A 17,301-nucleotide genomic window follows, 5' to 3' on the forward strand; every position below is an offset into this window, starting at 1 on the left:
TTCATTCGTTTTTATAACGAAGAACGGATTCAATTAAAACTAAACAAACTGACGCCGGTTGAGTACCGACGCCAGCTCATAGCCTAGGGCTTTTTTCATTGTCTACAAATTTGGGGCTTGACCACTCTTGGAAGAGAGCCGTTCTTCCGGGTTATTGTTTTTCATAAAGGGTGTGCTGTCTTCGTGTCGATCTGTACCTCTCGCGGGCGGTAGACAGCGGTAACCTGGCCGTTCAGGTCGGTCGCAAATAACACGGAGCGCTCCTGCTCCAGCGTGAAGGAGTAGCCTTTGCCGGATAAGGGATCGCGAACCTCAATATCGGCATCCATGCCAAGCTCCGATACGAAAATATAAAGGGAGCCTTCCGCAAAGGCGAGCTTCCGTCCATATACGCCCGGCAGCTCGCCGCCGCGCAGCCATTCAAGCTCCTTGTCCACGCCTGCAAGATTCAGCGCTTCATTGTACACGGCAACAAGCGGCTCAATCCGCTCGTTAAGCTCCAGCGGCAGCGGGCAGTAGAGGAGACGTCCGGCTCCAAGCTGGACATTATGGAGTTTGGCCGGTCCGCTCCATGCAGGACCGCTTTGTTTGTTGCTGTCGGCAATCCGCGTTCCGCCGAATGAGACCGGAAGAAGCGAGCCGCCAAGCTCCAGCAGCTCTTCACGCAGCAGATTGCTTGTCTGCGAGCTGTTCACAAGAGCGCCGAACTCATCCGGATTGCGACCGGCCGGCCGCCAGTATTCGTCGAGTCCGGCAGGACCTGTGAAGAGCAGGGTGCCGCCGTTCACACGAACATAAGCGGTGAGAGCATCCAATGCAGCTTGCGTGAAGTTATGCGGACTTGGCACGATGATAAGCTTGGGCTTGATCTCATCCAGCCGCTCCAGATGATATTCGCTAATGCCCAGGGCATGCACGTTCATCGCGTAGGATAAGGTCCTTACCAGCCGGGTTGTGGCATCATAAGCCAGATTGCGGCTGGAGAAATCATTGGAGTAAGGGTAGACCAGCGCCACCTCTTCCAGCTTCCGGCCACGGAACAGATCACGGATTTGTCCCATGAACGAGCCGAAATCATAGGAAACCGCCGCTTCCGGCTTTTCCGTTCCGTCTGCGCGCAGAGCGCCGATATGGGACTCATTGATATTGTTCATATAGAAATTGATATTCCAGATCCACTGCACAGCGCCGGCGCCGCCGGTCGAGAAGGCAAAGGCGTATTTGCGCTCGAGAATATTGCGGAGCTCGGCCTCGCTGCGTTTGGCCCGGCCATCCGGGGTTTCCACATACATGATGCCCGTCTCTTGAATGAGGTTGGGCTTATCCGGCGCTTTGGTGAAAACACCGTCCCAGACGAGCGCGTCCATTTTCCACCAGGAGTGGACCGTCGTATAATCAACCTCCCCGGCATAGAAGAACGGAGACGGGCGCTGCGCCCCAAGACCCTCATCCTGGCCGACGGTGACCATCTGCCGGGGCTGAAGGGAGCGGATAGTCTCGATCAGCTGGGCCGCCCAGCGGTTATGCATGTCCATCGTGAACAATGTATAGTCGAGCCATGGTCCGCCGCGCTTGGTCATAGTCTCGGTTGTTCCGAAATTAATCTCCTTCGGCTCAGGCAGCTTGACCGACTCGAAAGCGGGCAGCTCGGCTGGCGTCATGTTCCACCGTTCCTGCAGCAGCCGGATTGTGCCGTGGCGCTCGCGCAGCCATTCTATGAAATGGCTGTGCTCGAAGGGATCGTGAGCAGAGCGTGGACCTTCGAAAATCCGCTTGGGATCGAACATCGAAGGCTCATTAATCAGATCCCAATGCAAATGCCTGGACTGCGCATGGCGCGAGACAATCGCGGCAATGAAACGTTTCTGGGCTTCCACGCTGCGCGGATCCAGATAAGGGTTGACGCCTTCCCAGGTTTCCGGGGTGAAGGAGAAGAAGTTAAAGGTAACCTCCAGATCATGGCGCTTGGCCGTCAGAATAAACGCGTCTATTGCCCGCAGCACCTCCTCGTAAGGATGGCCGTCGACAAACATGATGCTGCGCCAGGCTGTCCATATGCCCGTACGGATCAGGTTGATTCCCGCCCGTTTCATCTGAGCCATATCGCGGTCCCATACGGCGGCGTTGGGCAAAAATAAATATTTGCGCGCGACATCGCTGGTCATGTAGGTCATGCCGACAATGGGAAACGGACGCCCGTCCTTGATAAAATAATCCCTGTCGCAGGACAGAAAATCGCCCGAAGCAAGCAGCTCCTGATCAAAGCCCCAGAACCCCTGGCGCAGAATCCGGCGCTCGCCGGATGGCGAAACTGCTTCGCATTCAACCGCATAATACCCGGCTGCAAGTGTAATGGGCATAGGGATGCGCTTAATAGTCAGTTCGCGGCCGATGGCAACGGGTTGTTCCGTTTTCCAAATTTCCGTGAAGTGGTCCGACCCGTACTCAAATACCGGATCAGGATTTGCCACGGCGCTTTCATTTGAGCGGAGCACACGAAGCTTGAAGGTCCATTCGGCTGCTTCGGCTTGATTATGCGGCTTGCGCGCCCCTTGGATCCGCTGGCCCTGGAGCATGAAGATGGCGCGTTCGCCAGGCTCATAGGAGCCGTAATTCGGCTTCAGCCACAGCTCGGTCACGCCCTCAGCGGTGAATGCCGCCCATTTCGCAAGCGCATCTGCGCCGCCGTTCTGCCAGAAAGCGGTCTGCAGCGCCTGATTGACCAGCACCCAGCGCCCGCCGCTGAATATTCCCTTCGTATGCTCCAGCAGCACAGCTGGCGCCGCCAGTTCCCGGGCAAGACCATCGCCGCTAATTCCGCGGAGCAGCGGGTAGATATGGGCGTCCATAGGTCCGGCGGTGCCTCCCTCTGCAGGATGGTCATCCGAGCGGGTCACATGCAGGACAAGGCCGAAAGTCGGCTCAAGAGTGAACAGCTTCACATTATCCGCAAATAGTGGAACATCGGCATTATGGGCCAGCTTTTCAATGCCGTCGACCGAAACAGGCAGCACTTCATTAATATGCAGCTGCTGATGATAAGCGGTTTGCGCTGGTTCCTGCACCCACTCGCCGTTCTCCCGGTATACCGGTATTTTGAAAGGGGCTCCTCCGGCATGCAGCAGTCCCTTGCCTTGAGAGGCATGGCTGAAAATCGCTTTCCAGGCATCCTTGGGGAAATAAGCGCCGTGGATATGCACAAACGCAACGGCATCTGCCAAAGCTTCAGCCAATTGCCCGGCATCAGCCACGGTAAAAGCCTCTTTCAGACGGACAAGCTGCGATTCACCGGGTCTCTGCCCTTCATAAGGAAATGATTCATCGTAAAAAAGTACTGTCTTGCCCATTAATGGTCACCATCCCGTTTCATCATCGTTAATAGAATAAAATTGTTAGCTTTGTTAGGTTGATCCCAACTCTGTTTGGCGCATACAATAGAGAGGAAGAGTCAAAAAGTCAACGCTTATATTTTTTGAAATGAGGTACCGAAGGTGGCCCAAAAGATATCCATGCAGCAAATAGCCGACCGTTTAGGTGTTTCCAAATATACGGTTTCTCAAGCATTATCGGGCAAACCGGGCGTCAGCGAAGCCACCCGGCGGGAAGTGACCGCGATGGCGGCGGCACTGGGTTACCGCATCCCTCCGCGCCATTCCGGGGAGCTGGATTCCCGCTTGGAGCAGACGGCGCAAGCCAGTCAGAAGCAGCCCGCGGCAGGGAACGGGACCATACTGATCGGCATGAACGAGGTCCATGCCAATGAGCCTTTGTTCTGGCAGCGGGTCCGAGAAGGCATTGCCGCAGGCTGCAGAGAGCATGGACTTCAGCCGCACTATTTTATATTGGACAAGATTGCAGACCGTCCGGTTGACCTGACCGGGCCGGAAGAGCTCCGGATTGCCGGCGCCAGCGGATTTATTATTGCAGGCAAATGTCCCGCTTCGGTGCTGCTCCGGATAAGCCGGATTGGGCTGCCCATGGTGCTTGTCGACCATGAGGAAGCGGTTGTGGGAGCGGATGCGGTGCTGAACGACAATGTGGAAGCGGGACGGATGGCCTGCAGCCATTTGGCCACGCAGGGCTGCAAAACCATTGTTTTTATCGGACATGACCGTTTTGCCGTCAGCTTCCGGGAGCGGTTCTGGGGCTGCCGGATTTCACTGGACGATCAGCAGAGACAGGGAATGCGGAAGCTGCCAATAGGAGAAATGCAGGCTTCCTCACAATCACCAACTGGAGCAGGCATTCAACTGAAGAAGTGGACCATCCCTTACGGCGGCTCTTCCTGGCAGCAGGTTCTGAACCGGCGAATTACGGCGGCAATCAGCAATAAGGAGCTGCCGGACGGGATTATTTGCGCCAACGATGATATTGCCCTTCATCTGCTGGAGCTGCTGCGTTTGCATGACATCAGCCTCCCTGATCAGTGCCGCGTGCTGGGAATTGATAATACCGCCGCAAGCCTGCAGGCTGCGGTCCCTTTAACGACGGTGGAGCTTGCGAAGGAACGGCTCGGGATGCGTGCGGTCGAGACCTTCATCCGCAGACGCCGGCACCCGGAAGCCCCCTATGAGAAGGTGATTCTCTCTGCCAGACTGATTGTCAGACACTCCGGCTGACTGTCCCGCATGTCCTGTACGGAATCTATATTCACGGCAAAATGAGCGGATAAGCTCCGGTTTGGATGATCTGTGCATAGGATAGAGTAAAATGTCTGCTTTAACAAAAAAGGAGTCTATTATGCCGCAATCCAGACGAATTGTACTGCTGCTGGCGCTTGTCCTGTATGTCCTGCTTGTGCTTTTGCTGCTGTTTGCAATTTCTTTCTAATAGGCACTGCATGCGATATTGGGAATGGCTGCCCTCCGGTTACGGACGGAGAGTTTTACTAACCATATATTGTTTCGCATCGATCACCTGCTATAAGTTCAAAGGAAAGAACCGGCTGCGCCGCCAGAGGATGGCGCAGCCGGTTCTTGCTGTTTCCGGACCCTTTTTCTTGAAATATACTGGCATAACCTCTCCTGTCTTGACAAATACTACAAGCATCAGCGGCTGCTTCCTAAAGTGAAACGGATCGGATGGAGTGCCGCCCGAGGAAAAGTGTAATACAGAAAAATGGTTACGGGGTGAACAATGACAACCAAGAGCGCAGAAAAAAGCAAATACAAAAAAATGACGATGTCCCCCCAGGAGTACCAGGCCTTTGCCAAGTCGCGCGAGCCGGCCCGGCCTGTTCTGAAAAATTGCCTGAAAGCATTTTTGGTGGGCGGCTGCTTATGTCTGATCGGTCAGGTTATTCAGGATTTCTTCGCTTATGCCTTCGACATGACACCGATTGAAGCAGGGAATCCGACGGTAGCCATCCTTATTTTGATCTCGGTTATCCTGACCTGCTTAGGTGTTTACGACAAGCTGGCACAGTGGGCTGGAGCCGGCTCCGCGGTCCCGGTTACCGGATTCGCCAATTCCATGTGCTCGGCCGCGCTGGAGCACCGCAGCGAGGGCATGGTGCTGGGGGTAGGCGGGAATATGTTCAAGATTGCCGGCTCCGTTATCGTCTTTGGCACAGTCGCCGCTTTCTTCATCGGCATTATTTACTGGGTGTTCGGGATTGGAGGACACTGACCATGCTGCGAGGCAAGCAAACGTGGTGGTTTGACAAACGGCCGGTCATAATCGGTTCAGCCACAGTTGTCGGGCCCGATGAAGGGAATGGACCGCTGGCAGCAGACTTTGATCTGATTCATCCGGAGCTTGATATGCAGCAGAAAACGTGGGAGAAAGCGGAGCGCCTGCTGCTGGAGCAGGCTTCGGATTTTGCCCTGGAGCATGCAGGCATTGACAAGCAGCAGCTGCAGTTTTACGTCGGCGGCGATCTCATGAATCAGATCATCAGCAACAGCTTTGCCGCGCGGACCGTTGGAGCGCCATATCTGGGGGTGTTTGGCGCCTGCTCCACCTCCATGGAATCGCTGGCCTTCGCTTCATTGATCGTCAATTCCGGCTCCGGACAATATGTTCTGGCCGGCACCTGCAGCCATAACTGCACCGTCGAGAAGCAGTTCCGCTATCCCACGGAATACGGCTCGCAGAAACCGCCGACCGCCCAATATACCGTTACAGGCGCCGGAGCCGTGGTAGTGGCGGCCGAAGGGGAGGGTCCGGTAATCGAATGCGCCACAGTCGGCAAAATCGTCGATCTGGGCATTAAGGACCCGTTTAATATGGGGGCGGCCATGGCGCCTGCTGCGGTGGACACCATCCAGACCCATTTTAATGATACGGGCCGCGAGCCGGGCGATTATGATCTGATCGTTACAGGCGATCTGGCCTCGGTCGGATTTCCGATTGCCAGAGATCTGCTCAAGCGCGACGGAGTCCAGATGGAACAGACGGAATTCAATGATTGCGGCCTGATGATATATGACCTGGACAAGCAGCAGGTACAGGCTGGCGGAAGCGGGTGCGGATGCTCCGCTGTCGTGACCTACGGCCATCTGCTGAAGCGCATGAAGCAGGGGGAGCTGCGCAGAATTCTCATGGTCGCCACCGGCGCGCTGTTGTCTCCCATTTCTTATCAGCAGGGAGAGAGCATTCCTTGCATCGCCCATGCCGTTTCAATTGAACAGCCAAATTAACTTTAACATTCCGGAAGGAGCATAGATGAACATGATTTACTTGTGGGCGTTTATTATTGGAGGCGCAATATGCGTTATCGGACAGCTGATGTTTGATGTTGCCAAATTAACCCCGGCTCATACGATGGCTACACTGGTTGTCGTGGGTGCTGTAGTGGATGGCCTGGGCTGGTATGAGCCGCTCATTGATTTTGCCGGTGCGGGGGCGACAGTGCCTATTACCAGCTTCGGCAATGCGCTTGTGCACGGTGCGATTACAGAGCTTCACCGCGACGGATGGATCGGGGTGATTACCGGGATATTCGATGTGACGAGTGCGGGTATCTCCGCTGCGATCATCTTCTCTTTCCTCGCGGCGCTCGTGGCCAAGCCCAAGGGATAAACGGAAGAGACAGTTCATAAATCCGTGTATTGGAGAGTCCCTGTGGGATTCTCCAATTTTTTTTGTTGGATATACAGCTATACGTTAGGTTGTATCTTTTGTAAAATAATAACATGATGCAATTTTTATCAACAATCTTTAAAGTATTAGACAGGAATAACTTTTCTCTCATAAGCACGCTTGGAAGAAACTTGCTGCGCTTCCTAATGGGTACGCAACTAAATGCGGGAACTTCCGTATAAAGTTCGTACCGAGGCGTCAGCTGTTTCTTCTTCTATTTCCAATTCCGTTTCCATTTCATCATCCGGGAGGTTTTTCTATGGACAACCGTAGCGCTGACTTTACGTTATGCAATGAAATACGCCGCAATCTGGAAAATTGTATCCTGGGTAAAAAAGTAGAAATAGAACGTATGATGGTGGCTCTGCTTGCCGGCGGGCATATTCTGCTTGAGGATGTGCCGGGCACCGGGAAAACCCAGCTTGTGAAAGCGCTCGCCAGAACGATTGGCGGCCATTTCAGGCGCATTCAATGCAACCCGGATTTGCTCCCGACCGACATTACAGGCGTCGCTATTTATCATCCCAGGGACGAAGCATTCATATTCCGGCCGGGTCCGGTGATGGCTAACCTCCTGCTCGTCGATGAGATCAACCGCGCGACGACAAAGACGCAGTCGGCCTTGCTTGAAGCCATGGAGGAGCGGCATGTGACGGTGGATGGCGAATCCTACGCCCTTCCGGTTCCTTTTGTCCTGATTGCTACCCAGAACCCGATAGAATTCGAAGGCACTTATACCCTTCCTGAGGCGCAGCTTGACCGTTTTATGATGAAGATTACGCTGGGGTATCCGGATGAGGCGACGGAGCGCCAGATGGTGCTCTCCCCGAATTCCTCCGCTCCTGCGGATTCCTTGTTTCCCATCGCCGATATCGAGCGTATCGCCCTTATAATGGGCAGCGTGAAGAGGGTGCATGTGGACGAGGCGGTAGCCGATTATCTGATCCGCATCGTGCGTGCAACCCGCGAGCATCGTGGCGTGCAGCTTGGCGCCAGCCCCCGCGCGGCGATTTCCCTGCTGGCTGCGGCCAAAGCCAGCGCCTTCCTCCAGGAACGGGATTATATCATTCCCGACGATATCAAGCAGCTTGCTTCGCCCGTACTGGCGCATCGGATGATGCTTCACACCGAATCGAGAGTGAATGGACTAACGGCGGAGGAAGTTATTGAGACAGTCGTTCGCGAAACGAACGTACCCGTTCGGATGGAGCGATAACGCATATGCTGACAGCAAAAGCAACGATGTTCAGATGGCGGATGTTTGGCATCATCTATATCGGCGCCCTGCTGTTCCTGCTGTTTCAGGGCGGCAAAACATCCTTAATGCTCTTTTGTATCTTGAATGTACTGCTGCTTTATCTTGTGATGGGCAGGTGGAGCGGAATCGCTAATGTGACGGGCATGCGCCGTCTGTCCAATGCGGCGGGGGGCGTATCGCAATCCGAGCATACGCTGTCCGCGGGCGCAAGAATGGAAGTGCATATTTCCATCCGGGTTCCCGGCGTTTGGCCGATACCGTATATTCTGGTGCGCGACCGTCTTGTCCGCCAGAACGGCAGCTCGGTTCCGTTTGAAGCCTCGTTCGTGCCGAGCTACCGGAGAGCGGGGGAAATCACGTACACCACACCGCCGCTGGAGCGCGGCGTTTATCAGTTCGCGCCTACAGAGTGCTCGACCCGCGATATTTTCGGCTTGTTCGAACATGTGGGTTCCTTTGAGTCCTCCGTTCCCTTCAGCGTTTATCCGAGAATGGTATCCATCCGGCAGTGGCGTCAGCTCAAGCTGGGTGTAAAAGGTCCCTATTCCACCTCTTCATCGCGTCTGTCGGCGAAGGAGACTACTCAGATCAACGGCGTCCGCGAATATATCTATGGCGACCGGCTCTCCCGTATTCACTGGAATGCTACGGCAAGAACCGGTCAATGGAAGTCGAAGGAGTTTGAACGCGAATCCCTGCCCAGAACCGTGTTTGTGCTGGACCGCTATTCAGGCTCATACGAGAACCAGGAGCAGTTCGAGACCGGCGTGTCCGTCATTGCTTCCCTGCTTGAATTCGGGTTCCGGCGGGCTACTGCAGTCGGTCTGGTATCCGCAGGGGAGAGTGTGGACAGCTTTGCGCCGCAATCGTCCTCGGATCACCGTCTGATGCTCATGAACCATCTCGTGAAGGTTCAGCCGGATGGAACGACTCCGTTATACCGGATGCTGAGACAATCGTCGTCGTTGATCCCTGCGGGGTCTTTCGTGGTGATTGTAAGTCCGCAAGGCGGCGAAGAGGCGGTGCGCTCGATGGAATGGTTGAAGCGCAAGGGTACCGTGCCTGTTTTGATCCATCTTAAGGGCACTGGCAATGTTGTGGGAATAGGAGATTCCCTGGTCAAAGGCGCAGACTGGCTGCGGCTGCTGCAGCGGAGCGGCTACGCGGCTCATTCGCTTGGCGCGCTGCAGGAACTTCCCGGCGTCCTGGAAGGAGGGACCGCATGAATCCTTCCCGCGGCTTTGTCAAATGGCTGACGGCCGATTTATATTTGAAGCTGTCGGCTTTGTTTACCGGCATCATTATTTTTCAATGGATCAGCTGCCTGGGAGATTATTGGTGGGAAGAAACCTTTGCGGTCGTTAACGGGTTGCTCCTGACCACCTTTTTATTTGTGGCGTTCCTTCCTTCAAAAATCATGTCAGGCCTGCTGCAGCTGCTTGCGATCCTGGTTCTCAATATTGTATTTACGGATTTTCAGTGGGTCTCCTTTATCGGAGATAAACGAAAAGCAGCTGACTGGGCGGATTGGGCCGGTTCGCAGTTCGACCAGCTGTCGCCTATTTTGTGGATCAGCCTTGCGGTATGGGTGATCTTCCGGTTAATCCTTGTTTTCCGGATAAAGCGTATCGGCATTATTGTTATGGTCGGTTTGGCGCTTCTTTCCCTGACCATTATGGATTCATTATTTACGCCGATTTATTTGTGGGACGAGATCGCATGGATCGTCTTTACGGGACTTGCCTGGCTTGTGGCCAGTCATTTTTCAGGCTTCAAGCAAAGCCATCCGGACAGCTGGCGCCATCTGCTGGATTACCCGCTCAGCCTGTTCCTGCCCGTCCTGCTTATATTCGCGATCTTCATGGGCGCGGGGTTGTTCGTTCCGACAATCAAGCCGATTCTGACCGATCCCTATACAGCCTGGAAAGAGTCCAGAGGGGAGGCGGTCCCTTCATTTGTGGGGGATAAGGGAGTCAGCTCCTCCGCACCGAAGAACACCGGCGACAGCCGCTCAGGCTACAGCCGCAATGATGATGAATTGGGCGGCGGCTTCAAATTTGATTATTCTCCCGTCATGACGGTTACTACCACCAAACGCAGCTATTGGCGCGGCGAAACGAAGGCTTTCTATAATGGAAGCGGCTGGGAGGAAGCGAGGGGAGAGAGGCAGGAAGAAGTGGTCGGCTCCATAGCGAAGGATGAACAGCTGCAGCCGATCGGGCAGCCGGATTCCGTCCAGACGGACAAGGTGGAACAGACCTTCACCATGCTCCGCGAAGACAAGTATCCCGTATTGTTTGGCGCGGGACCGATAGCAAGCGTGGTTTCCGTCAATGACGGCGAGGGCTCGCTGCCCCGTCTGAACTGGATGCCGCAGTCATGGGAGCTGAGATTGCCCCAAAGAAATGCCAGCTATCCCGAAACCTACTCGATTGTCTCGGAAGTAACGCTGCTCGACGAACCGGCGCTGCGTGAGGGCAAGGCGGCCCGGGACGACAGCGAGATGAGTCCCATGTATACCCAGCTGCCTGAGGAGCTTCCGCAGCGTGTCCGGGATCTTGCGGCAACCATCACCAAGGATGCGTCAACGCCTTACGATAAAGCCAAGGCGATCGAGGCGTATCTGCAGCTGAACTATACGTATACGAATGAGCCTGATTTGTCCAAGAAAGAGAGCAGCGATTTCGTGGATTCCTTTCTGTTTGAGATACGGGAAGGCTATTGCGATTATTTCTCTACCGCGATGGCAGTGCTGACCCGGGCTTCCGGCATTCCGGCCAGATGGGTGAAAGGATATGCTCCGGGGGCTATGGCGGTCGATCCCAGTATGATGGGGATGGAGGGCACACCGGGACTGGATCTTAATCCCGATGGCTCTGGCACCTATACGGTGCGCAATGCGGATGCCCATTCGTGGGTAGAGGTTTATTTTGACGGATACGGCTGGCTGCCGTTCGAGCCGACGGCTGGCTTCCTGTATCCCTACCTGCTGCCTGAGGAGAAAGCGGCCCCGCTGCCCGAGGTTGAGCCCGAAGTACCAGCAGCCGTTGATGAGCCTGTGGCGGCGGAAAGCTTCAAAATGCCGGTCTGGGTCTACATTGCAGGCGCAGCCGTAATCGCTGCCTTGATCGTGCTTTTCCGTCTGCGCGCCATTCTTGCGGCTTTGCGCCGCTACCGCCGCGGTACGGGCACTATTAATGAGATGATTGTAAAAGAGACGAACCGGTTGATCAAATACTGCCGTAAAAAAGGTCTTGACCGCCAGGCGAATGAAACGGTTCGTGAAACCATGACTCATTGGTCCGGGCGGTTGACCTTTCTGCAGTCCGAGTTCAAGGTTGTGCTGGGGACCTTTGAGAAAGCGATGTACAGCAGCCAGATGCTGACCCAGGAGGAAGCCGACCGTTTCGACAGCAATGTAAAGCTGATCCGTGAGCGTATCGGGTAAATAATGGATCAAATAACCGGACGGCATCGGCATGCCTTCCGGTTATTTGGTTCTGCAAGGGGGAAGCCTGAGGACGGCGGGCCGGAGAATCGTACTTTGCAACAAATTCCCTTTGTATGGTATAGTTTTTCCTGATAGCGATAACAGGGGAGTCGAAAATATGTTTGAACGGCTGTTGCCGCATATGCGCGTCAATACCATTTACGATATCGATTTGCATGCCTTGAAGGAACGGGGCATTCTCGGGATCATAACCGATCTGGACAATACACTTGTTGGCGCCAAAGTGCCGCTCGCCACACCGGAGCTTGTCAAATGGCTCGATGTTGTGCGCGATTTGGGCTTTACGGTCGTCATCGTATCCAATAACCACCGCACCCGTGTCTCGAAATTCGCTGATCCGCTGCGCATTCCGTTTGTACATGCCGCCCGCAAACCTTCCAACAAGGCGTTTGTCAGAGCGCTTACGGTAATGGAGCTGGCAGCCGAGCATACGGCGGTCATTGGCGATCAGATGATGACGGATGTTCTTGGCGGCCGGCGGATGGGGCTGTTCACGATTCTTGTCAGCCCGATATCGCCTGGCGATGAAGGGTTCATGACCCGGATCAACCGCAGGATCGAACGAGTGGCCCTGTCCCGTTTGCGCAAAAAAGGGCTGTGGCCCGAGGAGGAACGTAAGTCTTGACAAATGAGCAATTAGAGCTGGGCGCTTGTGCAGGCTGTGGAATCAAACTGCAAACGGATTCGGCCGACAAGCTTGGGTATATCCCGCAATCGGCGCTGGAGAGAGAGCCTTTAATCTGCCAGCGCTGCTTTCGTATCAAGAATTATAACGAGGCGGCTTCCGTCGCCATTGATCAGGACGACTTTCTAAGACTGCTCGGCGGTATTGCCGCAACCGACAGCCTGGTCGTTCATATTGTCGATTTATTTGACTTCGAAGGCAGTCTGATATCCGGGCTGCAGCGGTTTGTCGGCAATAATCCGGTGCTGCTTGTCGTCAATAAAGTGGATTTGCTGCCCAAAGGCATCAATATGAACAGACTGCTCAACTGGGTGCAAAGGCAAGCCAAGGCTCAGGGACTGCGGACAGTGGATATCGTTTTGTGCAGCGCGAAGCGCAACATCGGGTTTGAACGAGTGGTTGAAGCGTTGGCCGAGCACCGCGGCGACCGGGATGTGTATGTCGTGGGCGCGACCAATGTAGGGAAATCCACGTTGATTAACCGGATCATCCGCGATTACAGCGATCTCGAGCGCGAGCTGACCACATCCCGCTATCCGGGAACGACACTTGATGCCGTGCATATTCCGCTTGATGACGGACATGACATCATCGATACTCCCGGCATCGTCTACAACCACCGGTTGACCGAAGTGGTTCCCCGCGGCGTGCTGCAGGCGCTGCTGCCGGACAAGCCGATCAAGCAGGTCGTTTATCAATTAAACGAGCAGCAGACGCTGTTTATCGGGTCCCTGGCCCGATTTGATTTTGCCCAGGGTCCGAGACAATCGTTCACCCTGTATACGTCCAACGCGCTGCCGATTCACCGGACGAAGCTGGAGCGGGCCGATCAGCTGTTCGCCGATCACCGGGGAGAGATGCTCGCTCCGCCGACCAGAGAGCAGCTGGAGGAAATCCCGGCCTGGACTCGGCATCGACTGACGATCAAACGCGGCTCCGATATGGATGTTGTGATCTCCGGTCTGGGCTGGATTCGTATCAATGATACCTCGGGAGCGATTCTCGATGTCTACGCCCCCAAAGGCATACGGGTCATGCTGCGCGACGCGCTGATTTGAGAAGGAGTGGGCTAAGACAGTGAATACAACAGACAACGTTGCGGGAATCTCCGGCCGGGCTGGAAATGTTGTGGACAGCCATACCATCTTGTACAGCGTCATCGGCGATCCTATCCATCATTCCAAATCACCGGTCATGATGAACAGGGCCTTCCGGGAAACCGGCATCAACGGGATTTACACCGCTTTTCATATTAAGGACGTGCAGCTGACTGATTTTGTGGCGGGTGTGCGGGCGATGGGAATCAGAGGCGTGAATGTCACCATCCCTCATAAGCTTGCTGTCATGCCACTTCTTGATGAGATTGACGAGAGCGCCCGGGCCATAGGTGCGGTAAACACAATCGTAAACCATGATGGTCGTCTTGTAGGCTACAATACCGACGGGATCGGATATGTCCGGTCCTTGAAGGAGGAAGCGGAGCCGGATCTGGCAGGGAAGCGGATACTGATTGTCGGCGCCGGCGGCGCGACAAGAGGGATCGTGTATGCCCTGGCCCGCGAAGGAGCGGCCAGCATTACGATCTCGAACCGCACGGTGCAGCGGGCGGAGGAGCTGGTCCTGGCTTTTGAAGGCCAAACAGACATCCTGCGGGCCATCGGCAGCGAAGCACTGCGGGAAGCATGCGGCGAAGCGGATATCATAATTAATACGACATCGCTCGGGATGCATCCGAAGATCGAGGAGACGCCTGTCGATGCCAGCTGGCTTGCGCCCGGCGTCATCGCGAGCGATTTGATTTATAACCCGATGACGACCCGCTTTCTGGCGGAGGCGAAGCAGCGGGGCTGCAGAATTCATGGGGGGCTCGGAATGTTTATCTATCAGGGGGCCTACGCCTTTGAATTCTGGACAGGCCGCAAGGCTCCTGTCGAGGCGATGCGTTCGGCTGTGCTTGATGCGTTCGGCGCTGGACGCTAATATGACGAAAGAAGGAACAATCAACATGCTGACAGGCAAACAGAAAAGGCATTTGCGCGCACTTGCGCATCATTTGCAGCCCGTATTTCAGGTGGGCAAAGGCGGAATGAATGAAAATCTTGTCCGCCATGTGGAAGAAGCGATCGAGAAGCGCGAGCTTCTCAAAATTTCAGTCCTGAACAATTCTGTCGAGGATCCAAAAGAAGTGGGCGAATGGCTGGCGGAGGAAGCGGAAGCGGAGCTCGTGCAGGTGATCGGCAAGACCATTGTTCTTTACAAGGAATCCAAAGACTATAAAACAATCGTACTGCCGAAAAACAGTTAATACGCGAACCTTGCGAGGGTCATAGGGATGACGCATGGTAACGGAAGGGAGCGGACATCGTGATAAAAGTTGGTATAATGGGCGGAACATTCGATCCGATTCATTACGGGCATCTGCTCGCTGCGGAAACAGCGCGTGAGGCATGCGGTCTTGACGAGGTATGGTTCATCCCTGCTTTTCAGCCTCCGCTGAAAGACAATGAGCCGGGAGCTGAAGGGCCTTCCAGGCTTGAAATGGTATATCGGGCTATTGACTTTCAGCCGCATTTCCGCGCCCTTGATATTGAGCTTGAGCGGGGCGGAACGAGCTATACCATTGATACGGTAGAGGCACTTCTGGAGCAGAATCCGGAGCGTTCGTTCAGCATTATTATCGGATCGGATCGGATTAACGACCTTCCAAGCTGGCATCGTGCCAAAGAACTGGCGGAGCTGGTCAACTTCATCGGTGTGGAACGCCCGGGAGAAGCAATTGAGAAATCGCAGCTTCCGGATTACATTCTGAACCGGCTGCAAATAACCCAGATGCCGCTGATCGGACTTTCCTCGACGGATATCCGCAGGCGCAGGGCAGAAGGCTCATCCATCCGTTTCATGGTGCCGGAGAAGGTCCACTCTTTTATAAAAAGGAATGGTCTGTATGAATCGTGATGACATGATAGCCGCTGTCCGGGCCGAGATGCCGGAGCGCCGCTGGAAGCATACGCTTGGCGTTATGGAGACATCCGTAGTGCTTGCCCGGCGCTTCGGGGAGGATCCCGACCGGGCGGAGCTCGCCGCGATTTTGCATGATGTGGCGAAGTATTGGCAAACGTCGCGAATGGAAGCCATTATCCGCGAGGAGGGCCTTCCCCCCGATTTGCTCAAGTATGATAAAGAGCTGTGGCACGCGCCTGTTGGCGCCTATGTCGCCGAGCATAACTTTGGCGTCACGGACCCCGAGGTATTGGACGCGATTCGCTATCATACCTCTGGCCGGGAAGACATGACGCGGATGGACAAAATCGTCTGTCTGGCCGACTACATGGAGCCGGGAAGAGATTTTCCGGGAGTGGAGCGTATTCGCGAGCTGTCCGGACAGCATTTGGAGAAGGCGCTGATCGCCGGGTTTGACTCCACCATCACTCATTTACTGGCCCAAGGGAAGCGGATTTACCCGCTCACCATAGCAGCACGCAACGATTTACTATTAAAAGCCAGGGAGGCTGAGCAATGACCATAAAACCAGAGAAACTTCTGCAGCTCGTAGTAGCAGCGGCCGAGGAGAAAAAAGCGCATCAGATCGTCGCTCTCAATTTGCAGAACATTTCGCTTGTGGCCGATTATTTTGTGATTTGCCACGGTAATTCGGATACGCAGGTACAGGCGATTACAACGGAAATACGCAAGCAGGCGGAGTCCAATGGCGCGCGTTTGCGCGGAATTGAGGGCATGGACTCGGGTCGGTGGGTGCTCATCGATCTCGGGGATGTCGTTGTCCATGTTTTCCACCGGGAAGAACGTGAATATTACAATATTGAGCGGCTGTGGTCCGACGCGAAAGTTGTGGAGTTTGCATGAGTTTAATAGCCGGTACAATCCAGAAGTTCAGGGTGGCGCGTGAAGTGTCGCCCTACGGCTATTTTTTGAGCGATGGAGAATCGGAAGTGCTGCTTCACTATACCGAGCTTGTCGGTCACCGTCCTAAAGTGGACGATGAAGTTGAAGCCTTCATATTTTATGATACCGATGACCGGATCGCGGCAACGATGAAGCAGCCGTTCATTACGCTTGGCAAGGTCGCCCGTCTGGCGGTTGCGGATATTCATCCGCGTATCGGCGCTTTTCTGGAGATGGGACTCGGGCGGCAGCTTCTGCTTCCGATGTCCGAGCAGCCGGAGCTCAAGGAGCTGCGTCCCCAGCGCGGCGATGAAGTGCATGTGATTCTGGCCCATGACAAAATCGGCCGTCTCGTGGCAAAAGTGGCTTTTGAAGAAGAGCTTGCCGAGCTTGCTTTTTCCGCACCGGAATCCTGGCGCAATACATGGGTGGAAGGCTTTGTCACCAAGACGCTGAAGATTGGCTCTTTTGTCCTTATTGACGGCGGTGTTGTCGGTTTTGGCGTGATGGGCTTCATTCCTGCAGAGGAGCGGACCAAGCTGCTGCGGCTGGGCGAGCGTGTCCGGGCCAGAGTAACGTTCATCCGTGAAGACGGACGGGTCAATTTGTCGATGACTCCGCGCAAGGAAGTGGGCAGGCTGGAGGATTCGGAACGCATCCTTGCCTTTCTGCGGGAGCGGCCTGACGGAGCCATGCCGTATTCGGACGAAACTTCGGCTGAAATCATTAAACAGAAGTTTAATATAAGCAAGTCGGCTTTCAAGCGGGCGATTGGCAAGCTCATGAGGGAAGGGCTTGTTGTGCAGGACGGAAGCTGGACGACCCTGGTACAGGAAAAGCAGCCTGCAGAAGAAGAATAGA

At 54.8% G+C, this 17,301-nt stretch carries 17 protein-coding genes; 16 read left to right on the plus strand and 1 reads right to left on the minus strand.

The window, feature by feature from the left end; translation table 11 throughout:
• Positions 1 to 3: 3 nt before the first annotated feature.
• On the plus strand, positions 4 to 87 hold the full coding sequence (locus tag AC0YOB_RS11740; protein WP_475793549.1) for an IS3 family transposase: 84 nt from the start codon (positions 4 to 6) through the stop codon (positions 85 to 87).
• Between the two features lie 74 nt (positions 88 to 161).
• Here the strand turns inward: AC0YOB_RS11740 and AC0YOB_RS11745 are convergent, their stop codons facing one another.
• Positions 162 to 3,347, minus strand: coding sequence for a beta-galactosidase (locus AC0YOB_RS11745; RefSeq protein WP_475793000.1), 3,186 nt, complete (start codon positions 3,345 to 3,347; stop codon positions 162 to 164).
• Positions 3,348 to 3,491: 144 nt separating this feature from the next.
• Here AC0YOB_RS11745 and AC0YOB_RS11750 point away from each other — a divergent pair, with 144 nt between their 5' ends.
• The 15 genes from AC0YOB_RS11750 (at position 3,492) to AC0YOB_RS11820 (ending at position 17,300) form a co-directional block, all read left to right on the plus strand.
• On the plus strand, positions 3,492 to 4,619 hold the full coding sequence (locus tag AC0YOB_RS11750; RefSeq protein ID WP_475793001.1) for a LacI family DNA-binding transcriptional regulator: 1,128 nt from the start codon (positions 3,492 to 3,494) through the stop codon (positions 4,617 to 4,619).
• Between the two features lie 517 nt (positions 4,620 to 5,136).
• Positions 5,137 to 5,628 carry a stage V sporulation protein AC gene (gene spoVAC / locus AC0YOB_RS11755; protein ID WP_475793002.1) on the plus strand — a complete coding sequence of 164 codons (492 nt, stop codon included), beginning with the start codon at positions 5,137 to 5,139 and terminating at the stop codon, positions 5,626 to 5,628.
• Between the two features lie 2 nt (positions 5,629 to 5,630).
• Entirely contained in the window at positions 5,631 to 6,641 is a 1,011-nt protein-coding gene (gene spoVAD / locus AC0YOB_RS11760) for a stage V sporulation protein AD (protein WP_475793003.1), read from the plus strand.
• Between the two features lie 31 nt (positions 6,642 to 6,672).
• Entirely contained in the window at positions 6,673 to 7,023 is a 351-nt protein-coding gene (gene spoVAE, locus AC0YOB_RS11765) for a stage V sporulation protein AE (protein ID WP_210037761.1), read from the plus strand.
• A gap of 319 nt (positions 7,024 to 7,342) precedes the next feature.
• Positions 7,343 to 8,299: an AAA family ATPase gene (locus tag AC0YOB_RS11770; protein WP_475793004.1), complete on the plus strand. Its 957-nt coding sequence runs from the start codon at positions 7,343 to 7,345 to the stop codon at positions 8,297 to 8,299.
• 5 nt (positions 8,300 to 8,304) lie between these two features.
• Positions 8,305 to 9,567, plus strand: coding sequence for a DUF58 domain-containing protein (locus tag AC0YOB_RS11775; RefSeq protein WP_475793005.1), 1,263 nt, complete (start codon positions 8,305 to 8,307; stop codon positions 9,565 to 9,567).
• Positions 9,564 to 11,789, plus strand: a complete 2,226-nt coding sequence (locus AC0YOB_RS11780; protein ID WP_475793006.1) for a transglutaminase-like domain-containing protein — start codon at positions 9,564 to 9,566, stop codon at positions 11,787 to 11,789. The genes AC0YOB_RS11775 and AC0YOB_RS11780 overlap by 4 nt, the downstream gene beginning before the upstream one ends.
• 160 nt (positions 11,790 to 11,949) lie before the next feature.
• Positions 11,950 to 12,477: a YqeG family HAD IIIA-type phosphatase gene (locus tag AC0YOB_RS11785; protein WP_475786296.1), complete on the plus strand. Its 528-nt coding sequence runs from the start codon at positions 11,950 to 11,952 to the stop codon at positions 12,475 to 12,477.
• Entirely contained in the window at positions 12,474 to 13,595 is a 1,122-nt protein-coding gene (yqeH, locus tag AC0YOB_RS11790) for a ribosome biogenesis GTPase YqeH (protein ID WP_475793007.1), read from the plus strand. The genes AC0YOB_RS11785 and yqeH overlap by 4 nt, the downstream gene beginning before the upstream one ends.
• A gap of 19 nt (positions 13,596 to 13,614) precedes the next feature.
• Positions 13,615 to 14,517 (plus strand): shikimate dehydrogenase, encoded by a 903-nt coding sequence (locus AC0YOB_RS11795; protein WP_475793008.1) that lies wholly within the window; start codon positions 13,615 to 13,617, stop codon positions 14,515 to 14,517.
• Positions 14,518 to 14,542: 25 nt separating this feature from the next.
• Complete coding sequence (gene yhbY / locus AC0YOB_RS11800) at positions 14,543 to 14,842, plus strand: ribosome assembly RNA-binding protein YhbY (RefSeq protein ID WP_210037755.1); 300 nt, start codon at positions 14,543 to 14,545, stop codon at positions 14,840 to 14,842.
• Between the two features lie 62 nt (positions 14,843 to 14,904).
• A complete protein-coding gene (nadD, locus tag AC0YOB_RS11805; RefSeq protein WP_475793550.1) occupies positions 14,905 to 15,492 on the plus strand; it encodes a nicotinate-nucleotide adenylyltransferase in 588 nt (195 codons plus the stop codon).
• Entirely contained in the window at positions 15,482 to 16,057 is a 576-nt protein-coding gene (yqeK, locus tag AC0YOB_RS11810) for a bis(5'-nucleosyl)-tetraphosphatase (symmetrical) YqeK (protein WP_475793009.1), read from the plus strand. Before nadD ends, yqeK begins: the two co-directional genes overlap by 11 nt.
• Positions 16,054 to 16,401, plus strand: a complete 348-nt coding sequence (gene rsfS / locus AC0YOB_RS11815) for a ribosome silencing factor (RefSeq protein WP_210037753.1) — start codon at positions 16,054 to 16,056, stop codon at positions 16,399 to 16,401. The genes yqeK and rsfS overlap by 4 nt, the downstream gene beginning before the upstream one ends.
• Positions 16,398 to 17,300, plus strand: coding sequence for a CvfB family protein (locus AC0YOB_RS11820; RefSeq protein WP_475793010.1), 903 nt, complete (start codon positions 16,398 to 16,400; stop codon positions 17,298 to 17,300). Before rsfS ends, AC0YOB_RS11820 begins: the two co-directional genes overlap by 4 nt.
• Position 17,301: the final 1 nt, after the last annotated feature.

This window comes from Paenibacillus sp. JT31N17 (assembly GCF_056269255.1).

Excerpts from the sequence above, each read along its gene's own strand:
- spoVAD (WP_475793003.1), top strand. The coding sequence starts at position 5,631 with ATGCTGCGAGGCAAGCAAACGTGGTGGTTTGACAAACGGCCGGTCATA.
- yqeK (WP_475793009.1), top strand. The coding sequence starts at position 15,482 with ATGAATCGTGATGACATGATAGCCGCTGTCCGGGCCGAGATGCCGGAG.
- AC0YOB_RS11780 (WP_475793006.1), top strand. The coding sequence starts at position 9,564 with ATGAATCCTTCCCGCGGCTTTGTCAAATGGCTGACGGCCGATTTATAT.
- AC0YOB_RS11820 (WP_475793010.1), top strand. The coding sequence starts at position 16,398 with ATGAGTTTAATAGCCGGTACAATCCAGAAGTTCAGGGTGGCGCGTGAA.
- rsfS (WP_210037753.1), top strand. The coding sequence starts at position 16,054 with ATGACCATAAAACCAGAGAAACTTCTGCAGCTCGTAGTAGCAGCGGCC.
- spoVAC (WP_475793002.1), top strand. The coding sequence starts at position 5,137 with ATGACAACCAAGAGCGCAGAAAAAAGCAAATACAAAAAAATGACGATG.
- AC0YOB_RS11770 (WP_475793004.1), top strand. The coding sequence starts at position 7,343 with ATGGACAACCGTAGCGCTGACTTTACGTTATGCAATGAAATACGCCGC.
- AC0YOB_RS11775 (WP_475793005.1), top strand. The coding sequence starts at position 8,305 with ATGCTGACAGCAAAAGCAACGATGTTCAGATGGCGGATGTTTGGCATC.
- yhbY (WP_210037755.1), top strand. The coding sequence starts at position 14,543 with ATGCTGACAGGCAAACAGAAAAGGCATTTGCGCGCACTTGCGCATCAT.
- AC0YOB_RS11745 (WP_475793000.1), bottom strand. The coding sequence starts at position 3,347 with ATGGGCAAGACAGTACTTTTTTACGATGAATCATTTCCTTATGAAGGG.
- spoVAE (WP_210037761.1), top strand. The coding sequence starts at position 6,673 with ATGATTTACTTGTGGGCGTTTATTATTGGAGGCGCAATATGCGTTATC.
- AC0YOB_RS11785 (WP_475786296.1), top strand. The coding sequence starts at position 11,950 with ATGTTTGAACGGCTGTTGCCGCATATGCGCGTCAATACCATTTACGAT.